The 18,818-nt window shown below is 33.5% G+C and carries 15 protein-coding genes, 6 tRNA genes and 1 rRNA gene; 6 read left to right on the top strand and 16 right to left on the bottom strand.

Going from position 1 to position 18,818, the window contains the following annotated elements; genetic code table 11:
* Positions 1-14 precede the first annotated feature (14 nt).
* Positions 15-980 (top strand): CDF family zinc efflux transporter CzrB, encoded by a 966-nt coding sequence (czrB, locus tag ACP7BT_RS11555; RefSeq protein ID WP_002482682.1) that lies wholly within the window; start codon positions 15-17, stop codon positions 978-980.
* A gap of 181 nt (positions 981-1,161) precedes the next feature.
* On the opposite strand, the gene ACP7BT_RS11550 is transcribed toward czrB, so the two are convergent.
* Positions 1,162-1,893 carry a metallophosphoesterase family protein gene (locus ACP7BT_RS11550; protein ID WP_037538006.1) on the bottom strand — a complete coding sequence of 244 codons (732 nt, stop codon included), beginning with the start codon at positions 1,891-1,893 and terminating at the stop codon, positions 1,162-1,164.
* Positions 1,894-2,024: 131 nt separating this feature from the next.
* Between ACP7BT_RS11550 and ACP7BT_RS11545 the strand changes: the two genes are divergently transcribed.
* Positions 2,025-3,131 carry a hypothetical protein gene (locus ACP7BT_RS11545; protein ID WP_069821672.1) on the top strand — a complete coding sequence of 369 codons (1,107 nt, stop codon included), beginning with the start codon at positions 2,025-2,027 and terminating at the stop codon, positions 3,129-3,131.
* Positions 3,132-3,247: 116 nt separating this feature from the next.
* Here the strand turns inward: ACP7BT_RS11545 and ACP7BT_RS11540 are convergent, their stop codons facing one another.
* The 4 genes from ACP7BT_RS11540 to glmS form a co-directional block, all read right to left on the bottom strand.
* Positions 3,248-4,105 carry an HAD family hydrolase gene (locus ACP7BT_RS11540; RefSeq protein WP_002482679.1) on the bottom strand — a complete coding sequence of 286 codons (858 nt, stop codon included), beginning with the start codon at positions 4,103-4,105 and terminating at the stop codon, positions 3,248-3,250.
* Between the two features lie 66 nt (positions 4,106-4,171).
* Positions 4,172-4,957 (bottom strand): ABC transporter ATP-binding protein, encoded by a 786-nt coding sequence (locus ACP7BT_RS11535; protein WP_002482678.1) that lies wholly within the window; start codon positions 4,955-4,957, stop codon positions 4,172-4,174.
* 60 nt (positions 4,958-5,017) lie between these two features.
* Positions 5,018-5,374, bottom strand: a complete 357-nt coding sequence (locus tag ACP7BT_RS11530) for a DUF2200 domain-containing protein (RefSeq protein WP_002482677.1) — start codon at positions 5,372-5,374, stop codon at positions 5,018-5,020.
* Between the two features lie 415 nt (positions 5,375-5,789).
* Positions 5,790-7,595 (bottom strand): glutamine--fructose-6-phosphate transaminase (isomerizing), encoded by a 1,806-nt coding sequence (gene glmS, locus ACP7BT_RS11525; RefSeq protein WP_041080808.1) that lies wholly within the window; start codon positions 7,593-7,595, stop codon positions 5,790-5,792.
* Between the two features lie 667 nt (positions 7,596-8,262).
* On the opposite strand from glmS, the gene ACP7BT_RS11520 reads away from it, so the two are divergent.
* Genes ACP7BT_RS11520 through ACP7BT_RS11505 form a run of 4 tightly spaced genes read left to right on the top strand, consistent with a single transcriptional unit; the run spans position 8,263 to position 13,403 of the window.
* On the top strand, positions 8,263-9,792 hold the full coding sequence (locus tag ACP7BT_RS11520) for a PTS mannitol transporter subunit IICB (protein ID WP_002482675.1): 1,530 nt from the start codon (positions 8,263-8,265) through the stop codon (positions 9,790-9,792).
* Between the two features lie 37 nt (positions 9,793-9,829).
* Positions 9,830-11,860: a BglG family transcription antiterminator gene (locus tag ACP7BT_RS11515; protein WP_037538002.1), complete on the top strand. Its 2,031-nt coding sequence runs from the start codon at positions 9,830-9,832 to the stop codon at positions 11,858-11,860.
* A 5-nt stretch (positions 11,861-11,865) separates the two neighbouring features.
* Positions 11,866-12,300, top strand: a complete 435-nt coding sequence (locus ACP7BT_RS11510; RefSeq protein WP_002482673.1) for a PTS sugar transporter subunit IIA — start codon at positions 11,866-11,868, stop codon at positions 12,298-12,300.
* Positions 12,300-13,403, top strand: coding sequence for a mannitol-1-phosphate 5-dehydrogenase (locus ACP7BT_RS11505; RefSeq protein ID WP_069821673.1), 1,104 nt, complete (start codon positions 12,300-12,302; stop codon positions 13,401-13,403). Before ACP7BT_RS11510 ends, ACP7BT_RS11505 begins: the two co-directional genes overlap by 1 nt.
* 352 nt (positions 13,404-13,755) lie before the next feature.
* Here the strand turns inward: ACP7BT_RS11505 and glmM are convergent, their stop codons facing one another.
* The 11 genes from glmM to rrf all read right to left on the bottom strand — a co-directional run bounded on the left by glmM (position 13,756) and on the right by rrf (position 18,818).
* Positions 13,756-15,111 carry a phosphoglucosamine mutase gene (glmM, locus tag ACP7BT_RS11500; protein ID WP_002482671.1) on the bottom strand — a complete coding sequence of 452 codons (1,356 nt, stop codon included), beginning with the start codon at positions 15,109-15,111 and terminating at the stop codon, positions 13,756-13,758.
* A 27-nt stretch (positions 15,112-15,138) separates the two neighbouring features.
* Positions 15,139-16,071, bottom strand: coding sequence for a CdaR family protein (locus ACP7BT_RS11495; RefSeq protein WP_002482670.1), 933 nt, complete (start codon positions 16,069-16,071; stop codon positions 15,139-15,141).
* Position 16,072: 1 nt separating this feature from the next.
* The gene (gene cdaA, locus ACP7BT_RS11490; protein WP_002482669.1) at positions 16,073-16,879 is read right to left on the bottom strand and encodes a diadenylate cyclase CdaA; all 807 of its coding nucleotides are present in this window, start codon (positions 16,877-16,879) and stop codon (positions 16,073-16,075) included.
* A 138-nt stretch (positions 16,880-17,017) separates the two neighbouring features.
* The gene (gene rocF / locus ACP7BT_RS11485; RefSeq protein WP_002482668.1) at positions 17,018-17,923 is read right to left on the bottom strand and encodes an arginase; all 906 of its coding nucleotides are present in this window, start codon (positions 17,921-17,923) and stop codon (positions 17,018-17,020) included.
* 277 nt (positions 17,924-18,200) lie between these two features.
* A tRNA-Lys gene (locus ACP7BT_RS11480) sits at positions 18,201-18,273 on the bottom strand.
* Positions 18,274-18,276: 3 nt separating this feature from the next.
* Positions 18,277-18,351, bottom strand: a tRNA-Gln gene (locus ACP7BT_RS11475).
* Positions 18,352-18,355: 4 nt separating this feature from the next.
* Positions 18,356-18,439: transfer RNA gene (locus ACP7BT_RS11470), tRNA-Tyr, on the bottom strand.
* Positions 18,440-18,457: 18 nt separating this feature from the next.
* Positions 18,458-18,533 (bottom strand) — tRNA-Val (locus ACP7BT_RS11465).
* A 9-nt stretch (positions 18,534-18,542) separates the two neighbouring features.
* Positions 18,543-18,614 (bottom strand) — tRNA-Glu (locus tag ACP7BT_RS11460).
* Between the two features lie 4 nt (positions 18,615-18,618).
* Positions 18,619-18,693, bottom strand: a tRNA-Asn gene (locus ACP7BT_RS11455).
* An 11-nt stretch (positions 18,694-18,704) separates the two neighbouring features.
* Positions 18,705-18,818: ribosomal RNA gene (gene rrf, locus ACP7BT_RS11450) — 5S ribosomal RNA — on the bottom strand.

Genomic DNA, 18,818 nt, shown 5'->3' with positions numbered 1-18,818 from the left:
AGGTGGATATTCATATGTCAGAACATCACGAACATAATCATGCTCACGGTCATGTACACACTAATAATAAAAAAATATTGCTTATCAGCTTTTTAATTATTGGTAGTTTTATGATTGTCGAAATAATCGGTGGTCTTTTAGCAAATAGTTTAGCTTTACTTTCGGATGGTTTACACATGTTTAGTGATACAATTTCACTTGGTGTCGCACTCCTTGCTTTTATCTATGCCGAAAAATATGCAAATAAAAATAAAACTTTTGGGTATAAAAGGTTCGAAATTTTAGCTGCACTTTTTAATGGCGTAACACTTTTTGTCATTGGTATCATTATCATTATTGAAGCTATTGAAAGATTCTTTAATCCAGTAGAAGTACAATCGACTGAAATGTTTATCATCAGCGTTACTGGCCTGATAGTCAACATCATTGTTGCTTTATTAATGTTTAGAGGTGGCGATACATCGCATAACATTAATATGCGTGGTGCTTTCTTACATGTTATGGGAGACCTTTTAGGTTCTGTTGGAGCTATTATCGCTGCGATACTCATATGGACTTTAAATTTAACGATAGCTGACCCAATAGCTAGTATCATTGTGTCACTACTAATTATTAAAAGTAGTTGGGGCATTACAAAGTCTTCATTAAACATTTTAATGGAAGGTACACCTATCGATATAAATATGTCTGAAGTCATTGCCACTATTAAGGAAGAGGATGCAATCCAAAGCGTACATGATTGTCACATTTGGACAATATCTAATGAATTAAATGCATTAAGTTGTCACGCTGTTGTCCCTCATGAGATGTCAGTAGCTCAAGGTGAGCAATTGTTAAATAAAATAGAACACAAACTACAACACTTGAATATTCAACATATGACGATTCAGTTAGAAACCAAAGATCACCAACATGACGATGAGACGTTATGTTCATCTATATATAAAACTACTGCACACAATCATGCACATGATCATTAAAAATCTTGACCAATTAAACAAATTAAAAAAAGCGAGTGTACGAAAGTCAAAGTCGATTTCGCATGCTCGCTTCTTTAGTATAATTTAGCATTTCTACTACTTCTAATATTAATCACTACTTGGGATTTCATTATTGATAGTCTACCCCTATATACAGCATATATAGGTTTAAATTACGTGTTTATAAAAATTTATCAAATATCAGCGCTTTAGCTGGTACTTGTTTCTCGTCAAATCCTCTTATAAATTCTTCATTGTCATATGGAACTTTAACACGTTCAATTGAAAATTCATTTTCATCAATCGTTACAATACCATAAACTGCATATGCACCATTATTAAGACCTACAGAGCCCGGATTAAAATAAACTGTAGATTTATCATCATATAAATGTACAGTGTGGTTGTGACCAAATACGATTAAATCTGCTTGTTTATCTTCAAACAAAGCTTTTATGTTTTCTTCACTAGGTTCCACAATTGGACTATATGGTTGACCATCAATCGGTGTAGTTAATTGTTCATTTGGTATTTCATAATGAATAAACAGCACTTTTTTATGATTAAATGTTTTTTCAATCACACGTGGTAGTTCATTTAATCTGTCGTAATAATCTTCATCTAAATGACTTTCAATCCATTGGTGATGTTCGTAAAATTTGTCTTTTAAGTCTTCAGGATAAGGTGTGTCATTCACTATCGACATCACCGCTTCATCATGATTACCCGCGATGATTTCCATATCATCTCTGTCAAAAATTTCATCAAGTACTTTATTCGTTTCATGTCCAACCCCGATATTATCACCCAGGTTAAATATCTTATTGATATCTTCTCTTCTATCAATATCATCTAAAACAGTTTCTAATGCATCAAAATTTCCATGAACATCAGTAATTATTGCAAATTTCATGATGATATCTCCTTTCAACTTTTTCTCATTAGGACATTTTAACATTTTATTGCCATTTTGTTACCTATTAATTTTAAAATTATCAAATTTTTGATATCGTATGTTTATGACTAAAAAGGAGTGCTTAAAATTTGTTTAAATTTCATAAATTAGCATTACAAAATGCAAAACCCCAAAATGCTAAAATTTTAATGTTCACAATTGTAAGTTTTATAATATTGTTTGCTTTAACAGTCCTGACATTTATGCCAGTACAACCCGCTATTTATAAATTGTTAATGGCAATGGCTATGCAACAATCTATCGGTGGCGCCATATTTTCACTTGTACTTGCAATACTCATACCATTAATCGTATTTATATTTATTGGTTACCCATTAATAGCTGGAACTATCTACACTATAGACAAAGCTTTAAATAAAGACAAGGTAAATTTCAAAGATTTATTTTCAACATTTAAAAAAGGCAAATACTTAAAAGGATTAAAATTTTCTTTATTTACTTTAGTTTTTGTTATTATCGCATTGTTACTTAATTTACTAGTTTCAAAAGTACTAAATTTAGGAATCGTTCAACTATTTTCAGCAATACAAGGACCATTAAGTAGTTCTGATCATGCACTTGGATGGTCTCTTACTTATCAAATTGTCGCAGCAACAATCGTATTATTTATTCAATCATTCATTTACTGGTTCTTAGCGATTATCGCAATCAATTATACTTTAGCTTTTGTTAAAGAACCTAGTAATGGTGCATGGTCATCAGTAAAAAGAGGATTTAAAGGCATTAAAAATGGTCAAAAAACTTGGTTCAAATTCTACCTTGGTTTATTATTACTAAATTTAATCGTCATCCTACTTGCTAATCCATTTAGTCAATTAGTTGCTATATTTACTGGTAGTATGTCTCAAACATTAGCAATGGTAATTATTTACATTGTTACAGTCATTGTGATTATCATTAGATTAATCGTTTACTATACAAATATATTAGCGATTATTCAGTACTATAATCGTAATGGTGAAAGCATTGAAACTACAAAAGTTAAGAAAAATAAAAAGTCAAAACAACCTATAGATAATGAACTAGAAAGTAAGCAATCTAAAGCAAGCAACAGTGTAACGAATACAACTGAAAAGACAAAATCGAATGTTACTGAGCAATCTGAAAACATGCAAGACAAAGTCAAAGATGAAACATCAGATTTAAAAAACAATCTAAATAAAACTGACAAGTAATATCATTCGAAAAATAATCACGCAGATGCAAAAAGAGTCTGGGACAAAAATAGATGTCCCAGACTCTTTTTCATTTAGCCATTAGATGACTACCTTATTTTCTCTATGCCTATCATTTAATCTTGTAAGAAACGTGCTTTTAAATAACGTGCTGCACCATTATCTTCATTAGTATCATCAGTCACATCATCTGCTAGAGCTTGAATTTCAGGACGTGCATTTTTCATAGCGACAGTATAATGACCAAATGCAAACATAGCTCTATCATTGTCACTATCTCCAATCACTAATGTTTCTTGTTGCGCGATGCCGAAATGCTCAATCATTTCTTTTATACCCGTCCCTTTATCAATACGATATGCCATCGTTTCAGCATTACAACGTGAAGAATTAGACACACTAATTTGTAACTTATCTTGATCTTTTAATAAGTTATTTCTAAAGTTTGTTATTTTTTCAATATCTGGTGAAAATAAATAAATTTTTGAAAATGATTTTTCAGGTATACTTGTTTCCCAATCCACCTTATCAACGAGCGAAGCTTTTCGAGAAGACCATTCGGAAACACCTACATCACCCGGTGGCGTTGCTGGTTCAAATAATGCATTTGCCCATGCTTTATCTTCCTGTAAAACAATACGATTACTGTCAAATGGGAATATTTCATAATAGATTGCCTCTTGTTGTGCGCGTTGTACAATGTCAATTACAGCGTTGTAAGACAAGCTGTGCTTAAATAAAACGCTATCCTTAACCATTCCTAAAGTACCATTTGAACTAATAATACCATCGACTGCAAATGATTCAGGAACAAGATAATGTATTTCATTATGTGCACGACCTGTTGCTAAAAAGACTTTATATCCCTTATCTCTTAATTGTTGAATAACTTCTGTTGTTTCTAAATCAACACGATTATCTTTATGTAAAATCGTGCCATCCATATCTAAAAATATTGCCTTAACATTATCCATTTTTATATAATCCTCCATCACATATGATCATCTTAAATTATGGCATTAACTATGCTAATGTGCAATCTACACATTATTCATAAATAGTGCGTAGCGTTGATTTTGATAGCGTACATTGACATTTCTATTAAAAAAGTTGCTCATAACATCACTATTTAAAATATCTTTAATATTACCTTGTTTATAATTCTTACCTTGCTTCAGTAAAAAGCCTTTTTGTATATCTTGTGTAATCTCTTCAATAAAATGCGTCACATATATAACAGCTAATTCAGGTTGTTGTTGGTACAATTTTTCGAGCGCTTGTAACAGATCTTCTCGTGCTATAAAATCTAAGCCAGATGCTGGTTCATCTAAAATAAGTAATTTGGGGTGACCCATCAGCGCACGAGCAATAAGTACCTTTTGACGTTCTCCTGTAGATAGATAACCATAGTATTGTGACTCAAAATCACGCATTCCCATTTGTTCTAAATATTGTTGTGCCAATTCAATATGATGTGGTTCTATAGTTTTAAATACACCTATGGAATTAAATATGCCACTAATTACAACATCTCGCACCAATTCGCCATCTTGAAAACGATCCATTAAACTATTTGAAACAAACCCTATGTAATCTCTGACTGTTTCAGCAGAATAGCCCACTTTTCCTGGTTGCATGCCAAATAAGTTTATCGTTCCAGCAGTATTTGGTTCGTAGGCGTTTAATATGTTTAGCAATGTTGTCTTACCAGCACCATTTAGGCCATAAAGCATCCATTTTTCACCTTCGTTAATTTGCCAGCTCACATTTTTAATGATTTCCTTACCTTGTTTTCTACGTGATATATTTTTCAAGTCAATTAACATGTTATACCCCTTTTCTCTTATGCAATTTCTAACATGACTTAACAAATCACCTTCATTCGATCATTTGTGTTGTCTAAATATTTTATCCAATGCCTTTCCTTTTGCCAGTTCATCTATCATTTTATCTAAATATCTAATTTCTTTCATAACGGAGGCTTCCATATTTTCTACACGTACACCACAAATGACACCCGTTATTTTTGTTCGCTCTGGATTTAAGTTAGGCGCTTGATTTATAAATGTTTCATAATCTGTCCCATCCGCAACCAAGCGATCAATCTCTGATTGCGTGTAACCTGTCATCCATCTTATAATTTCATCCGCTTCTTGTTTGGTTCTATCCTTTTTCTCTACTTTTTTAATTAATAAATCGTATACTTTTCCAAAAGCCATAGAATAAATTTTAGGTTTTTCCACTATATTCAACTCACTTTTAAAGTTTATCTAGTTATGATGATAAGCATAATAAACATAATAACATTTTAAAAATATTTTGATTTATATAATAATTAAAGTTCAAATTTGATTGTAATCGTTATCGTTGATTTATATTAGTGCTACTCATTTAAAACAATACAATTCATGATTAATCCACAATAACTATCATTTAACTACATACCTCAAACATTTAGTTCTCAATATACTGCCTATTGCACTGTATATCACTGAAATATAAATCAAAGTCATATGTTTTTATTATAAAAAAAGAGCAAGAATGAAATCAAAACTTTAAGTTTGATTTCATTCTTGCCCTATTTATACAATATATGATTTCATGCATTTAAATTAGATATTACAATAGCACTACTAATTAGCTGTTAATCATATGTCTTTATTCAACTGTTACTGATTTAGCTAAGTTACGTGGTTTATCAACATCTAAATCTCTGTGTAATGCTGCATAGTATGAAATCAATTGTAATGCAACAACTGAAACTAATGGTGTTAATAGTTCGTGCACATGTGGAATAACATATGAATCGCCTTCTTTATTCAAGCCATCCATTGAAATAATACATGGGTTTGCGCCACGTGCAACTACTTCTTTCACGTTACCACGAATAGACAAGTTGACTCTTTCTTGTGTAGCAAGTGCAATAATTGGTGTACCTTCTTCAATTAAAGCAATCGTACCGTGTTTTAATTCACCACCAGCAAATCCTTCAGCTTGAATGTACGAAATTTCTTTTAATTTTAATGCGCCTTCTAAACTGACATTGTAGTCTCCAGTACGACCGATAAAGAACGCATTACGCGTTGTTCTTAAGAAATCTGTTGCAATTTGTTCCATAATATCTGCATCATCTACGATTGTTTCGATTGCAGTTGTTACTTTTGCTAATTCACGTAATAAACTTACATCAACATCTTTACCATGCTCTTTAGCAACGATTTGTGACAAGATAGATAATACTGCAATTTGTGCTGTATAAGCTTTAGTAGATGCTACTGCAATTTCAGGACCTGCATGTAACAATAATGTATGATTTGATTCACGTGATAATGTTGAACCAGCTACATTAGTGATTGTTAATGATTTATGACCTAAGCGGTTTGTTTCAACAAGCACGGCACGGCTATCTGCTGTTTCTCCTGATTGAGAAATGTAGATAAATAGTGGGTTCTCAGAAAGTAAAGGTGTATTATATACAAACTCAGAAGAAACATGCACTTCTGTAGGGACACCAGCCCATTTTTCAATAAATTCTTTACCTACTAAACCAGCATGATAGCTTGTTCCGGCAGCAATGATATAGATACGATCTGCTTCGGCAACATCTTTAATCACTTCTGGATCCATCTTCAAGTTACCCTCTTCATCTTGGTACTCTTGGATAATACGACGCATCACTGCAGGTTGTTCGTGAATTTCTTTTAACATATAGTGATCATAAACGCCTTTTTCTGCGTCTGCTGCATCTATTTGTGCAGTATATGCTTCTCTTTCTTGAACTTGACCCTCTTGATTTTTGATAATGACTTCGTCACGTTTAACAATAACGATTTCATGGTCATGAATTTCTTTATAACGATTTGTAACTTGTAACATAGCAATTGCATCTGATGCAATAACGTTAAAGTCATCACCTACACCGATTAATAATGGTGATTTATTTTTAGCTACATAAATTGTATCTTTATCTTCATTATCAATTAATCCTAAAGCGTATGAACCGTCTAATAGTGAAACAACTTTTGTAAATGCTGCTTCTGTATCAAGGCCACTATTTGAGAAATATTCTACAAGTTGAACAATGACTTCTGTATCTGTTTCAGAAATAAATGATACATCTGATAAGTATTCGTTTCTTAATTCTTCATAATTTTCAATTACACCATTATGAACTAATGTAAAACGTTCCGTCGTTGATTGATGCGGATGTGAATTTTCATAATTTGGCACACCATGTGTAGCCCAACGTGTATGACCAATACCTACATTACCGTCAGTAGCTTCACTATCTGCAACTTTTCTTAATTCTGCGATACGACCCTTTGCTTTGAATACTGAAGTACCTTCATCATTTACCACTGCTACACCAGCTGAGTCGTAACCTCTATATTCTAATTTTTCTAAACCTTTTAATAATAATTCTTTGGCATTATCTTGCCCAATATATCCAACAATTCCACACATTTTAAAATTTCCTCCAATTTAATGGTGAAGAGATAATTGAACTTCTAGCGAATTCGAACCTGTCCAATTTAATATAAACCATCGAAGGCAGACTTATCCCTATATTTATCATATAGAAATTGAAAATACCTTGATGGCAATGGTTATCTCATTCACCGTATATTTTTATATTTAATTTTTGGCTATCTTATTAACTTTGTGCACCAGGTTACCCTAATGTTTTCCTTAATAAGTTAACGAATGAGCCACATCCGGGATAGCATCCGCCGATGGTTCGATAACTACCCTCCTCGTCTACAAACTTCGATTATCGTGTCTATTAAGATTTCTGTTATAAACCTTAAATTACAAACACATAACCTCTTCACTTGTACAGGCGCTTTATTGAACTAACGCTTAAACTGTCCTCCTTCCTATCAATATTATTAATTGTACAATGTTCTTATTACTTAATGCAAATAATTTATTAACAATTTATTTACAAAATAACTTTGTGCTTAATCAGTGACATTTAACATGTAATATCCATATTTATGAAGCGTCCAGTTATATTCACAAACTTGTCAAAGATACTGTGACAAATTTGATATTACTTTCTCTTGTTTATTCCCCTGTCCCCCCCATACAATAAAGTTATAAATAAAAAGAGAAAAAGAGGTGCAATTCTATGTCACAAACAGAGACGCAAGAAAACAAAGGTCTTGGACGTAAGGTACAGGCATTTGGTTCATTTTTAAGTAGTATGATTATGCCGAATATCGGTGCATTTATCGCATGGGGCTTTATCGCTGCAATCTTTATTGATGGTGGTTGGTGGCCTAATAAAGATTTAAGTGAATTAGCTGGACCTATGATTTCATATTTAATTCCCTTGCTTATTGCATATAGTGGTGGTCGTTTAATTCACGAAATGCGCGGTGGTATTATTGCTGCTGTTGCAACTATGGGTGTTATCGTAGCATTACCTGATACACCAATGTTACTTGGTGCTATGATTATGGGACCACTTGTAGGTTGGTTAATGAAGAAAACAGATGAGTTTATTCAACCTAGAACACCACAAGGTTTTGAGATGTTATTCAATAATTTCTCAGCTGGTATCTTAGGATTCATCATGACTATTGTTGGATTTAAAATATTAGCTCCAATTATGGAATTTATTATGCATATCTTGTCACTTGCTGTTGAAGCATTGGTACATGCACATTTACTTCCATTAGTAAGTATTATCGTTGAACCTGCTAAGATTGTCTTCTTGAACAATGCAATTAACCATGGGGTTTTCACACCACTTGGTGCAGATCAAGCAGCATCTGCTGGACAATCTATCTTATACACAATTGAATCTAACCCTGGACCTGGTCTTGGTATTTTAGTTGCTTATATGATTTTTGGTAAAGGTACAGCAAAAGCAACATCATATGGCGCAGGGATTATCCACTTCTTAGGTGGTATTCATGAAATTTACTTCCCATACGTATTAATGCGTCCTTTATTATTTATCGCTGTAATCTTAGGTGGTATGACTGGTGTGGCAACTTATTCATTACTTGATTTCGGCTTCAAGAGTCCTGCCTCACCTGGTTCATTCATCGTTTATATGTTGAACGCGCCTAAAGGTGAATTCTTACACATGGTGCTTGGTGTACTCTTAGCAGCAATCGTATCATTTATCGTGGCAGCACTTATTTTGAAATTCACAAAAGAGCCTGAAGAAGACTTAGAAGCAGCTACCGAAAAAATGGAAGCTTCAAAAGGGAAAAAATCAAGTGTATCTTCTAAGCTAAAAGGGAATGAAGATAATAATGCAACTTCAACTACCGCTTCTACTTCAACTTCAGAAAATAATGAAGAACAATCAGAAGAAGCATTGTTAGATAATTATGATACTGAAAATGTAGACGCACATGATTATAGTAAAGTGAATCATGTTATATTTGCTTGTGACGCTGGTATGGGATCAAGTGCTATGGGTGCAAGTATGTTACGTAATAAATTTAAAAAAGCAGGCATCCAAGATGTAAATGTTACAAATACTGCAATCAATCAATTGCCTAGCGATGCACAACTTGTTATCACTCAGAAGAAACTTACTGACAGAGCAATCAAACAAGTTCCAAATGCAATCCATATCTCTGTAGATAATTTCTTAAACTCTCCTAGATATGATGAATTACTTGAAAATCTTAAAAAATAAATAATCACTATATAGAACAATACTGGAGGGTATGGCTATGTTTTTGAGTACACGTGAAAAAGAAATTATCGAAATGTTAATTAAATATCACGGTCAATATGTCACAATTTACGACATTGCTCAAAACTTAGCTGTATCCTCTCGTACTATTCATAGAGAATTAAAATCAATTGAATCGTTCCTATCTAATTTTGATATAGCATTAGAGCGCGTCACAAAAAAAGGCATACAACTCAATACAAGTGAAGGTGCTCTATCTTCACTGAAACATGCCTTATTGCATGAAAACACCATAGATTTATCACAAGAAGAACAAAAAGTAATCATTTTATATGCATTGATACAATCTGATACCCCTATTAAACAATATGGATTGGCACAAGAAATTGGTGTATCGAATCAAACACTAACGAAACTCTTAGATGAGCTCGATGTGGAACTTGATTTATATCAATTACGTTTACACAAAAAACGTGGAGAAGGTATTCAATTACATGGCGCAGAATCTAAAAAACGTGAATTATTAAGTCAATTAATGGTCAATAACCTAAATAGTACCAGTGTTTATTCCGTAATCGAAAATCACTTTGTTTATCAATCTATTAATCAATCCCAACTAGCTATGGTAGATATGGATAAGATTTTCCAAATTGAACGAATTCTTATGGACCATCTCGATCAATTGCCCTACTCATTGACTGAGTCTAGTTATTTAACCCTTACAGTGCATATCGTCTTAAGTATTGATCGGATGTTAAATGGTCAGTATGTTGCATTGAACGACGATATTTATCAAAGTGTTAAAGATTCATTTGAACATGAGGTGGCACAAGCGCTTGCACTACATCTTGAGCATATATACGGGGTTCAGTTTAATCAAGCCGAAGTGACCTTTATTACGATTCACCTCCGCGGCGCAAAACGAAAAGAATCTGCAGAAGTATTTAAAGACAGTAAAGATGAATCAAAAATCGAAAAATTCATACAGTCAGTCACGCATTTTTCACAGCAAACATTTAAAGATACTGAAACTTTAAGCGAAGGTTTAAAATTGCATATCATTCCAGCTATTAATAGATTAAATGCCAATATTGAAACATATAATCCATTAACTGAAATGATTAAGCACAAATATCCGCGATTATTTGAAAGTGTACATCGCGCCTTATTACAAACTTGGCCAGATTTTACATTTCCAGATAGTGAAATTGCATTTATTGTTTTACATTTTGGTGGCGCTATTCAAAGCCAAGGTGCTCACTTATATAATGTGCTGGTCGTATGTAGTAGTGGTATAGGTACGAGTCGTTTACTTGCTACGCGTTTGCAACAAACCTTTAGCGAAATCCAAAAAACTACACAGGCTTCTGTGGGTGATTTAAAAGAAATGGATACATCACAATTTGATGCAATTATTTCTACTGTAGATATCGATATTACAACCCCTTATATTACAGTAAATCCCCTACTACCTGATGCAGATATCAATCATGTTGCAGCGTTCTTAAATACACAGCAACATCAATTTAAGCATCAAGCTATTGAACCGAAGCATCATAATATTTTAAATCCTGAAGACAAACTAAATTATATAAGAAAAGGTTTAGAAATTATCGATTCGGTAAATATTGACTACACAATGGTATCAGATTGGAGTCAGTATTTAACATCAACATTATTATCACATCAAATTATTACGGATGGGCCGTCATTCGCTGAACTTATTAAGCAACATATGGACAGTCAAGGGTTTGTTTTAGAACCCTACCCTATCGCTATACCTCATTTAAAAAATGATATCATCAAAAAACCATTCATACTTATAACGATTTTAAATGAGCCTATTGTGCTTAAAAGTAATCAAAATGGCAATCAATCCGTGAGATATTTATTAAATATGTTTGTACCTCCCGATGACACCATGTCTCAATTGGTAAGTGAAATATCTGGAAAAATGGTAGAGCATCTTGATAATATCGATGGATTTATGGAAAGACCCGAACAACTTCAAGTTTTATTGAAGCAAAGTTATCTGATACAATTACAAAATTTATTAAATATGGAGTGAAGACAATGAGCGAATTATTTAGCAATGAAAACATTTTTATTAACCAAACAGTAAAGGATCAAAACGAAGCTATTGAAAAAGCAGGTCATGCCTTAGTATCTAGCGGTGCAGTGACTGAAGATTATATTCAAGCTATGAAAGATCGTGAACAAGTTGTATCTACATTTATGGGTAATGGTTTAGCCATTCCACACGGTACAGATGAAGCTAAAACAAGCGTATTAAAATCTGGTCTAACTTTAATTCAAATTCCTGAAGGTGTCGATTGGGAAGGTGAAGAAGTTAAAGTTGTCGTAGGTATTGCTGGTAAAGATGGCGAACATTTAGATTTGCTTTCTAAAATTGCGATTACTTTTAGTGAAGAAGAAAACGTTGATCGTATTATTAATGCATCATCTGCTGAAGAAATCAAACAAGTCTTTGAGGAGGCTGAAGCATAATGAAAGCATTACACTTTGGTGCAGGTAATATTGGTCGTGGTTTTATTGGATATATTCTTGCGGATAACGATGTAAAAGTTACTTTTGCTGATGTGAACGAAGAAATTATAAATGCTTTAGATAAAGAACATCAATATGATGTCATCCTAGCAGATGAAGCAAAAACAACTACACGTGTGCATAATGTCGATGCAATTAATTCAGATGGCCCTTCTGAAAGCCTAAAACAAGCCGTATTAGAAGCAGATTTAATTACTACTGCTGTAGGCGTTAATATCTTGCCTATTATTGCAAAATCATTTGCACCTTATTTAAAGGAAAAAGAGACGCCAGTTAATATTGTTGCTTGTGAAAATGCAATAATGGCCACAAATACATTAAAAGATGCCATTTTAGATATCACTGGTCCTTTAGGTGATCATATTCACTTTGCAAACTCTGCTGTCGATCGCATCGTTCCTTTACAAACAAATGACAATCTTTTAGATGTTATCGTTGAACCATTTTACGAATGGGTAATTGAAAAAGATGCTTGGTTTGGTCCAGAATTAGATCATATTAAATATGTAGACAATTTAACGCCATACATTGAACGTAAATTACTCACTGTTAACACTGGTCATGCTTATCTTGCTTATGCAGGTAGATTTTATGGCCAACCAACAATATTAGATGCTGTTAATGATGATAATATTAGACATGGTTTAGAAAATGTTCTAAAAGAAACAAGTCAATATATTACAACACAATTCAATTTTACAGAAAGTGAACAAGCTCAATACGTTGATAAAATCATTGGTCGTTTCAAAAACCCTAATTTATCAGACGAAGTAACACGTGTTGGACGAGGCACTATGCGTAAAATTGGACCACAAGATAGAATCATTAAACCACTATCTTATTTATACCAAAATAATTTGAAACATGATGCACTCATCAAAACAGCGGCATTATTATTAAAATATGATGATACCAATGATCAAGAAACAATTGAAAAAAATGAGTACATTGATAAACATAGTGTAGAAGGCTTCTTGAAATCATTTGCTAAAACAGATGATCAATTAACTTCAGAAATAGTAAAAGAATATAATGTATTGTAAAATTAATCTATAATTAAAAAAGCACGGATAAGCTTAATTCAGCCTATTCGTGCTTTTTTATATCAAAATTATTTTTAGAGCCACTTTTTAGAACTACTTTTTAGAACTACTTTCACATTTTATGTGAATTAGTAGTTCTTATGCATGAGCTTAGCTCGTGTAATCCTTAATCATTCTAGTAGTTCTTATGCATGATCTTAGCTCATGTAATCCTTAATCATTCTAGTAGTCTTATACATGTGCCTTAGCTTATATAATATTAAACTATTTTCAATACAATAACATCTACTACTCTATTAAGAAAGAGACTGAGGCATCTATTTATGTCCCAGTCTCTTTCCTTTAAAATATATTAATTGTCTAAGCCCATTTTATCTTGGACTACTTCAGCAATTGTATTGGCATAACGTTGCGCATCCTCATCTGTCGCAGCTTCAACCATTACACGAACAAGGGGTTCTGTACCTGATGGTCTTACTAAGATACGGCCTTCTCCATTCATTTCAACTTCAACCTTAGTCATTATTTCCTGTACATCTATATTCTCTTCCACACGATATTTATCAGTAACACGAACGTTGACTAATGATTGAGGATATTTCTTCATTTGACTTGTAAGTTGACTCAAGCTTTTACCAGTCATTTTAATGATACTTGCAAGTTGTACACCTGTTAACAAGCCATCACCCGTTGTATTATAATCCATTAATACAATATGACCTGATTGCTCTCCACCAAGATTATAGTTACCACGTCTCATCTCCTCAACAACATAACGATCTCCAACTTTTGTTTTATTTGATTGGATACCTTCATTCTCAAGTGCTTTATAGAAACCTAAGTTACTCATAACTGTAGAAACAATCATATTATTATTTAATTCCTGATTCTTACTCATAGCTTGACCAATAATAAACATAATTTGATCACCATCTACGATATTTCCCTTTTCATCGATAGCAATTAATCTATCACCATCACCATCAAAGGCTAATCCAAAATCACACTCAGATTCTACAACGACTTTAGCAAGTGATTCAGGATGTGTTGATCCTACTTCTTGATTAATATTATAACCGTTAGGATTACATCCAATTGTTACTGTATCAGCTTCTAAGTCACCAAATAGAAATGGTGCAAGTGATGAAGTCGAACCATGTGCACCATCTAGTGCAATTTTCATACCTGCTAAATCAACGTCTACAGTCGATTTTAAATAACTAATATATTTTTGCGCACCCTCAAAGTAGTCTGAGTAATGTACGATGTCTTCACCAACCGGTCTTGGTAAATCAGGGTTATCTTGATCTAATAAATGTTCGATTTCTTGTTCTTGATCATCTGATAATTTAAATCCATCAGAACCAAAGAATTTAATCCCATTGTCTGGTACTGGATTATGAGAAGCTGAAATCATTACACCAAGATCAGCCTCCATTTCACGTGTTAAATAAGCCACACCAGGTGTTGAAATAACACCTAAACGCATAACCTCTGCACCAATAGAAATCAATCCAGCAATTAAAGCAGATTCTAGCATTTCACCAGAAACACGTGTATCTCTACCTACTAGTACTTTAGGATGCTTTTCACCTTCATTATGTGCTAAAACATAGCCACCATAGCGTCCTAATTTAAACGCAAGTTCTGGCGTTAATTCTTTATTTGCAACGCCCCTTACGCCATCTGTACCAAAATATTTAGCCATTATATATATCTCCTTTATTTTAAAAATCTATTTAACTGTTATTTTTGCAGTGGTATCTTTCGGACTAACTTTTGTGACCTTATCTGGAACTTGGAAATCTACCTTTTCCTCAGTTGTATCTGAAATGCCATCCAAATTAATTCTTGCTGTAATTTCATCAATGTCATCTAAGTCGTCTTTGTTACCATAGATTTCAACTTCGTTATCATCTAATTTAATATCTTTAACTTCTTGTCCATTTGAAAGCGAACCAACAGATTTCATTTTCACTTTTACTTTTTTACTATAATCTTCTACTTTAACACTTAAATTGACTTCATTAGGGTCAATTGAAACATCAATTTTGTTTAAGTTTCTATCAAATGCTGTTATTTTCGCAACGTCTGTAGTGTCTTTTGAAACTTTACTTTTGTTTTTATAAGTAGCTTTTAAATAAGCGATTTTATCTAGTTGCTTTTGTCCACCTGTAACTTTAACTGTATCAGGTGAAACGCTTTGTTCACTTATTTTATAGTTAGAATTCAAATCGTTATTACTTACATCTGGTTCAATTTTAAATGTTTTACTTACTTTTTCTTCCAGTGAAACAGTTGTTTCTTTTGGTTTCACTGTGTAATCAATATCTTTGTTTAATCCATTAATTTTAAATTGAGCTGTATGTTTACCAGCTTTTTCACCACTAAGATCTAAAATAGCTCTAATGTTTTCACCATTTTCTGCTTTTAAAACTTGTGATTGTGGTCCAGAAATTTCAACATCTACTTTATTTGGAACTTCACTTGCATAAAGTTCTTTATTATTGTATTTCACTTGAACTGGCACATCTTGAATAGTTTCAGATGATTTTTGACTTAAGTTATCTGCATCAAAAATATTTCCAAACATGTTATTAGCTGACAAGAAAAATAATACAGCTAACATCAATGCGATTAATCTTAAACCCCATTTACTCTCTAACATATTAGTTCACACCTTTCTCATGAAAGTGTGTGCCAAACCAATGTTCAGCTAGTAGTTCTTCAAAAGCTTCATTAGAAATATCTTTTCTCAATTTACCATCAAATGTAACAGAAATCGAACCCGTTTCTTCAGATACAACTACAGTAAATGCATCTGATACTTCTGAGATACCAACTGCTGCTCTGTGTCTTGTACCTAAACTTTTTGCTATTTTTGCGCTATCAGATAACGGTAAATAACATGCTGCACTTGCAATTTTATTTGCTTGAATAATCATTGCACCATCGTGTAATGGCGTATTTGGTATAAACACATTCGTTAATAATTCTTGTGATATTTCTGAATTCATAGCAATACCAGTTTCAATATAATCCTGTAAACCTGTTTCCTTTTCAAAAACAATCAAAGCACCTATACGACGTTTAGCCATATATTGTACAGCTTTTGACACAGATGATATTAATTTATCTTCATCACTATTTAAATTCGTAGAATATCGTTTGAATAAACTGCCTCGACCAAGTTGTTCTAAGGCACGTCTGATTTCTGGCTGGAATATTACAATTAATGCTAATACACCCCATTGAATAACTAAATCAAATAAACGGGATGTTGCTGTTAAGTTAAGCATTTTACTCAATTGTTGGCCAATCACTATCACGACAATACCTTTTAATAGTTGAATGGCTTTGGTACCTTTAAAAACTGTAATGAGAAGATAAAGTACATACCATACGATGAGTAAATCGAGTACACTAGCAATAATTTTTACTGTACTCCAGTCGTCAAAAAAGTTGGATAAATCCATAACATCTCCTCCGGTTATCTGTTCCCATGTTACCTATTATACCAATCATAACACTAACTGTCATATTTAGTATTTATTTTTTATCTAAAATAAACGAAAACGGATGTAGAAGGCATCTACATCCGTTTGCTTTATTATTTATAATAACGTTTCTCCAAAGAAGCTGCCTACAAGCCCAACAGCTTGTTCAGCTGTATCATTATTATGATCTATTAATGGGTTAACTTCTACAAGATCCATTGAAGTTACTAAATTAGAATTATGTAGTAATTCTAACGCAAAATGACTTTCACGATAAGTTAGTCCACCTAATACTCTAGTACCTGTACCAGGTGTTTCAACTGGATCTAAAGCATCAACATCCAGAGATAGATGAATGCCATCTGTTTTTTCTTTCAAGTAGTCTATTGTTTCTTCAATGACTTGTTTAATACCATATCTATCTACTTCAGCCATCGTATATGTTTTAATATTATTGTCTTTAATATATTGTCTTTCGCCTACATCCAAGTCTCTCATACCAATGAGAACGATATTCTCAGGTTTTACTTTGGGCGCATAATTAGCAATGTTGACTAACTTGTCATCCCCATCGCCAGCAAGTATTCTTAAAGGCATACCATGGATGTTTCCTGAAGGTGACTCTTCTGGTATATTTAAATCTCCATGCGCGTCATACCATATAACTCCTAAATTTTCATAATGCTTACTGACTCCAGAAATAGAACCAATCGCAATAGAATGGTCACCACCTAAAATTAATGGAAAATGGTTATTTGATAAACTATTGGAAACAGACTGACTTAATGTTTCAGATGTTTCAATAATTTCCTCTAAATTTCGTAGTCCTTGTTGCTCTGAATTGAATTTATTTAAATTAAGTTCTGGTACATTTATATTGCCAGAATCTTTTACAGTTAATCCAATCGCTTCAATTCTTGCTACTATACCAGCATAACGTATTGCATCTGGACCAAGGTTTACCCCTAATTTCCTTTGTCCAAATGTAGATGGTGCACCTATAATTTCTACTGTTTTGTTCATCTATAAAACCCCTTTGTTGTTATCTTGTTACTAGAATAATCTAAAGCGTTTGAGTTTTCAACCTTGGGTAATACAGTACATTTAGCTATTTCATTTCTTTTTACATATAAAACCACTTTAATGATTTATCATTCAATAAAATGATGATAAACACACTGTTTTTACTATTTTCAATCATAATATTGTATAAAAAGAAAATGATAAATTTAATTTCAACAAAGCGATAATTAATTTAAAACATAAAAAAAGTACTTCTCATATGAGAAGTACTTAAGAGTGAGCCATAGTGGGCTCGAACCACTGACCCTCTGATTAAAAGTCAGATGCTCTACCAACTGAGCTAATGGCTCTAATGGCTGGGCTAGCTGGATTCGAACCAGCGCGTGATGGAGTCAAAGTCCATTGCCTTACCGCTTGGCTATAGCCCATTAATGGTGGAGGGGGGCAGATTCGAACTGCCGAACCCGAAGGAGCGGATTTACAGTCCGCCGCGTTTAGCCACTTCGCTACCCCTCCAAGCTATTCAATTAAGAATGGTGGAGAATGACGGGTTCGAACCGCCGACCCTCTGCTTGTAAGGCAGATGCTCTCCCAGCTGAGCTAATTCTCCTAATATGTATGACCCCGACGGGACTCGAACCCGTGTTACCGCCGTGAAAGGGCGGTGTCTTAACCGCTTGACCACGGGGCCATAATGGCTCCACAGGTAGGACTCGAACCTACGACCGATCGGTTAACAGCCGATAGCTCTACCACTGAGCTACTGTGGAATAATCAAATTGCCTGGCAACGTCCTACTCTTGCGGAACGTAAGTCCGACTACCATCGGCGCTAAGGAGCTTAACTTCTGTGTTCGGCATGGGAACAGGTGTGACCTCCTTGCCATTGTCACCAG

It is taken from the genome of Staphylococcus sp. Y174-1 (assembly GCF_049897865.1).
Taxonomy (GTDB): Bacteria; Bacillota; Bacilli; order Staphylococcales; family Staphylococcaceae; genus Staphylococcus; species Staphylococcus saprophyticus.
Note: the sequence above shows the minus strand (reverse complement) of the source record. Positions and strands in the feature narration are given on the sequence as shown.

What these genes read in the sequence shown, in the direction of transcription:
- czrB (WP_002482682.1), top strand. Translation starts at nt 15, where the DNA reads ATGTCAGAACATCACGAACATAATCATGCTCACGGTCATGTACACACT.
- ACP7BT_RS11515 (WP_037538002.1), top strand. Translation starts at nt 9,830, where the DNA reads ATGTTTTTGAGTACACGTGAAAAAGAAATTATCGAAATGTTAATTAAA.
- ACP7BT_RS11495 (WP_002482670.1), bottom strand. Translation starts at nt 16,071, where the DNA reads ATGTTAGAGAGTAAATGGGGTTTAAGATTAATCGCATTGATGTTAGCT.
- ACP7BT_RS11505 (WP_069821673.1), top strand. Translation starts at nt 12,300, where the DNA reads ATGAAAGCATTACACTTTGGTGCAGGTAATATTGGTCGTGGTTTTATT.
- glmS (WP_041080808.1), bottom strand. Translation starts at nt 7,595, where the DNA reads ATGTGTGGAATTGTTGGATATATTGGGCAAGATAATGCCAAAGAATTA.
- ACP7BT_RS11550 (WP_037538006.1), bottom strand. Translation starts at nt 1,893, where the DNA reads ATGAAATTTGCAATAATTACTGATGTTCATGGAAATTTTGATGCATTA.
- ACP7BT_RS11535 (WP_002482678.1), bottom strand. Translation starts at nt 4,957, where the DNA reads ATGTTAATTGACTTGAAAAATATATCACGTAGAAAACAAGGTAAGGAA.
- ACP7BT_RS11540 (WP_002482679.1), bottom strand. Translation starts at nt 4,105, where the DNA reads ATGGATAATGTTAAGGCAATATTTTTAGATATGGATGGCACGATTTTA.
- ACP7BT_RS11520 (WP_002482675.1), top strand. Translation starts at nt 8,263, where the DNA reads ATGTCACAAACAGAGACGCAAGAAAACAAAGGTCTTGGACGTAAGGTA.
- glmM (WP_002482671.1), bottom strand. Translation starts at nt 15,111, where the DNA reads ATGGCTAAATATTTTGGTACAGATGGCGTAAGGGGCGTTGCAAATAAA.
- cdaA (WP_002482669.1), bottom strand. Translation starts at nt 16,879, where the DNA reads ATGGATTTATCCAACTTTTTTGACGACTGGAGTACAGTAAAAATTATT.
- rocF (WP_002482668.1), bottom strand. Translation starts at nt 17,923, where the DNA reads ATGAACAAAACAGTAGAAATTATAGGTGCACCATCTACATTTGGACAA.
- ACP7BT_RS11510 (WP_002482673.1), top strand. Translation starts at nt 11,866, where the DNA reads ATGAGCGAATTATTTAGCAATGAAAACATTTTTATTAACCAAACAGTA.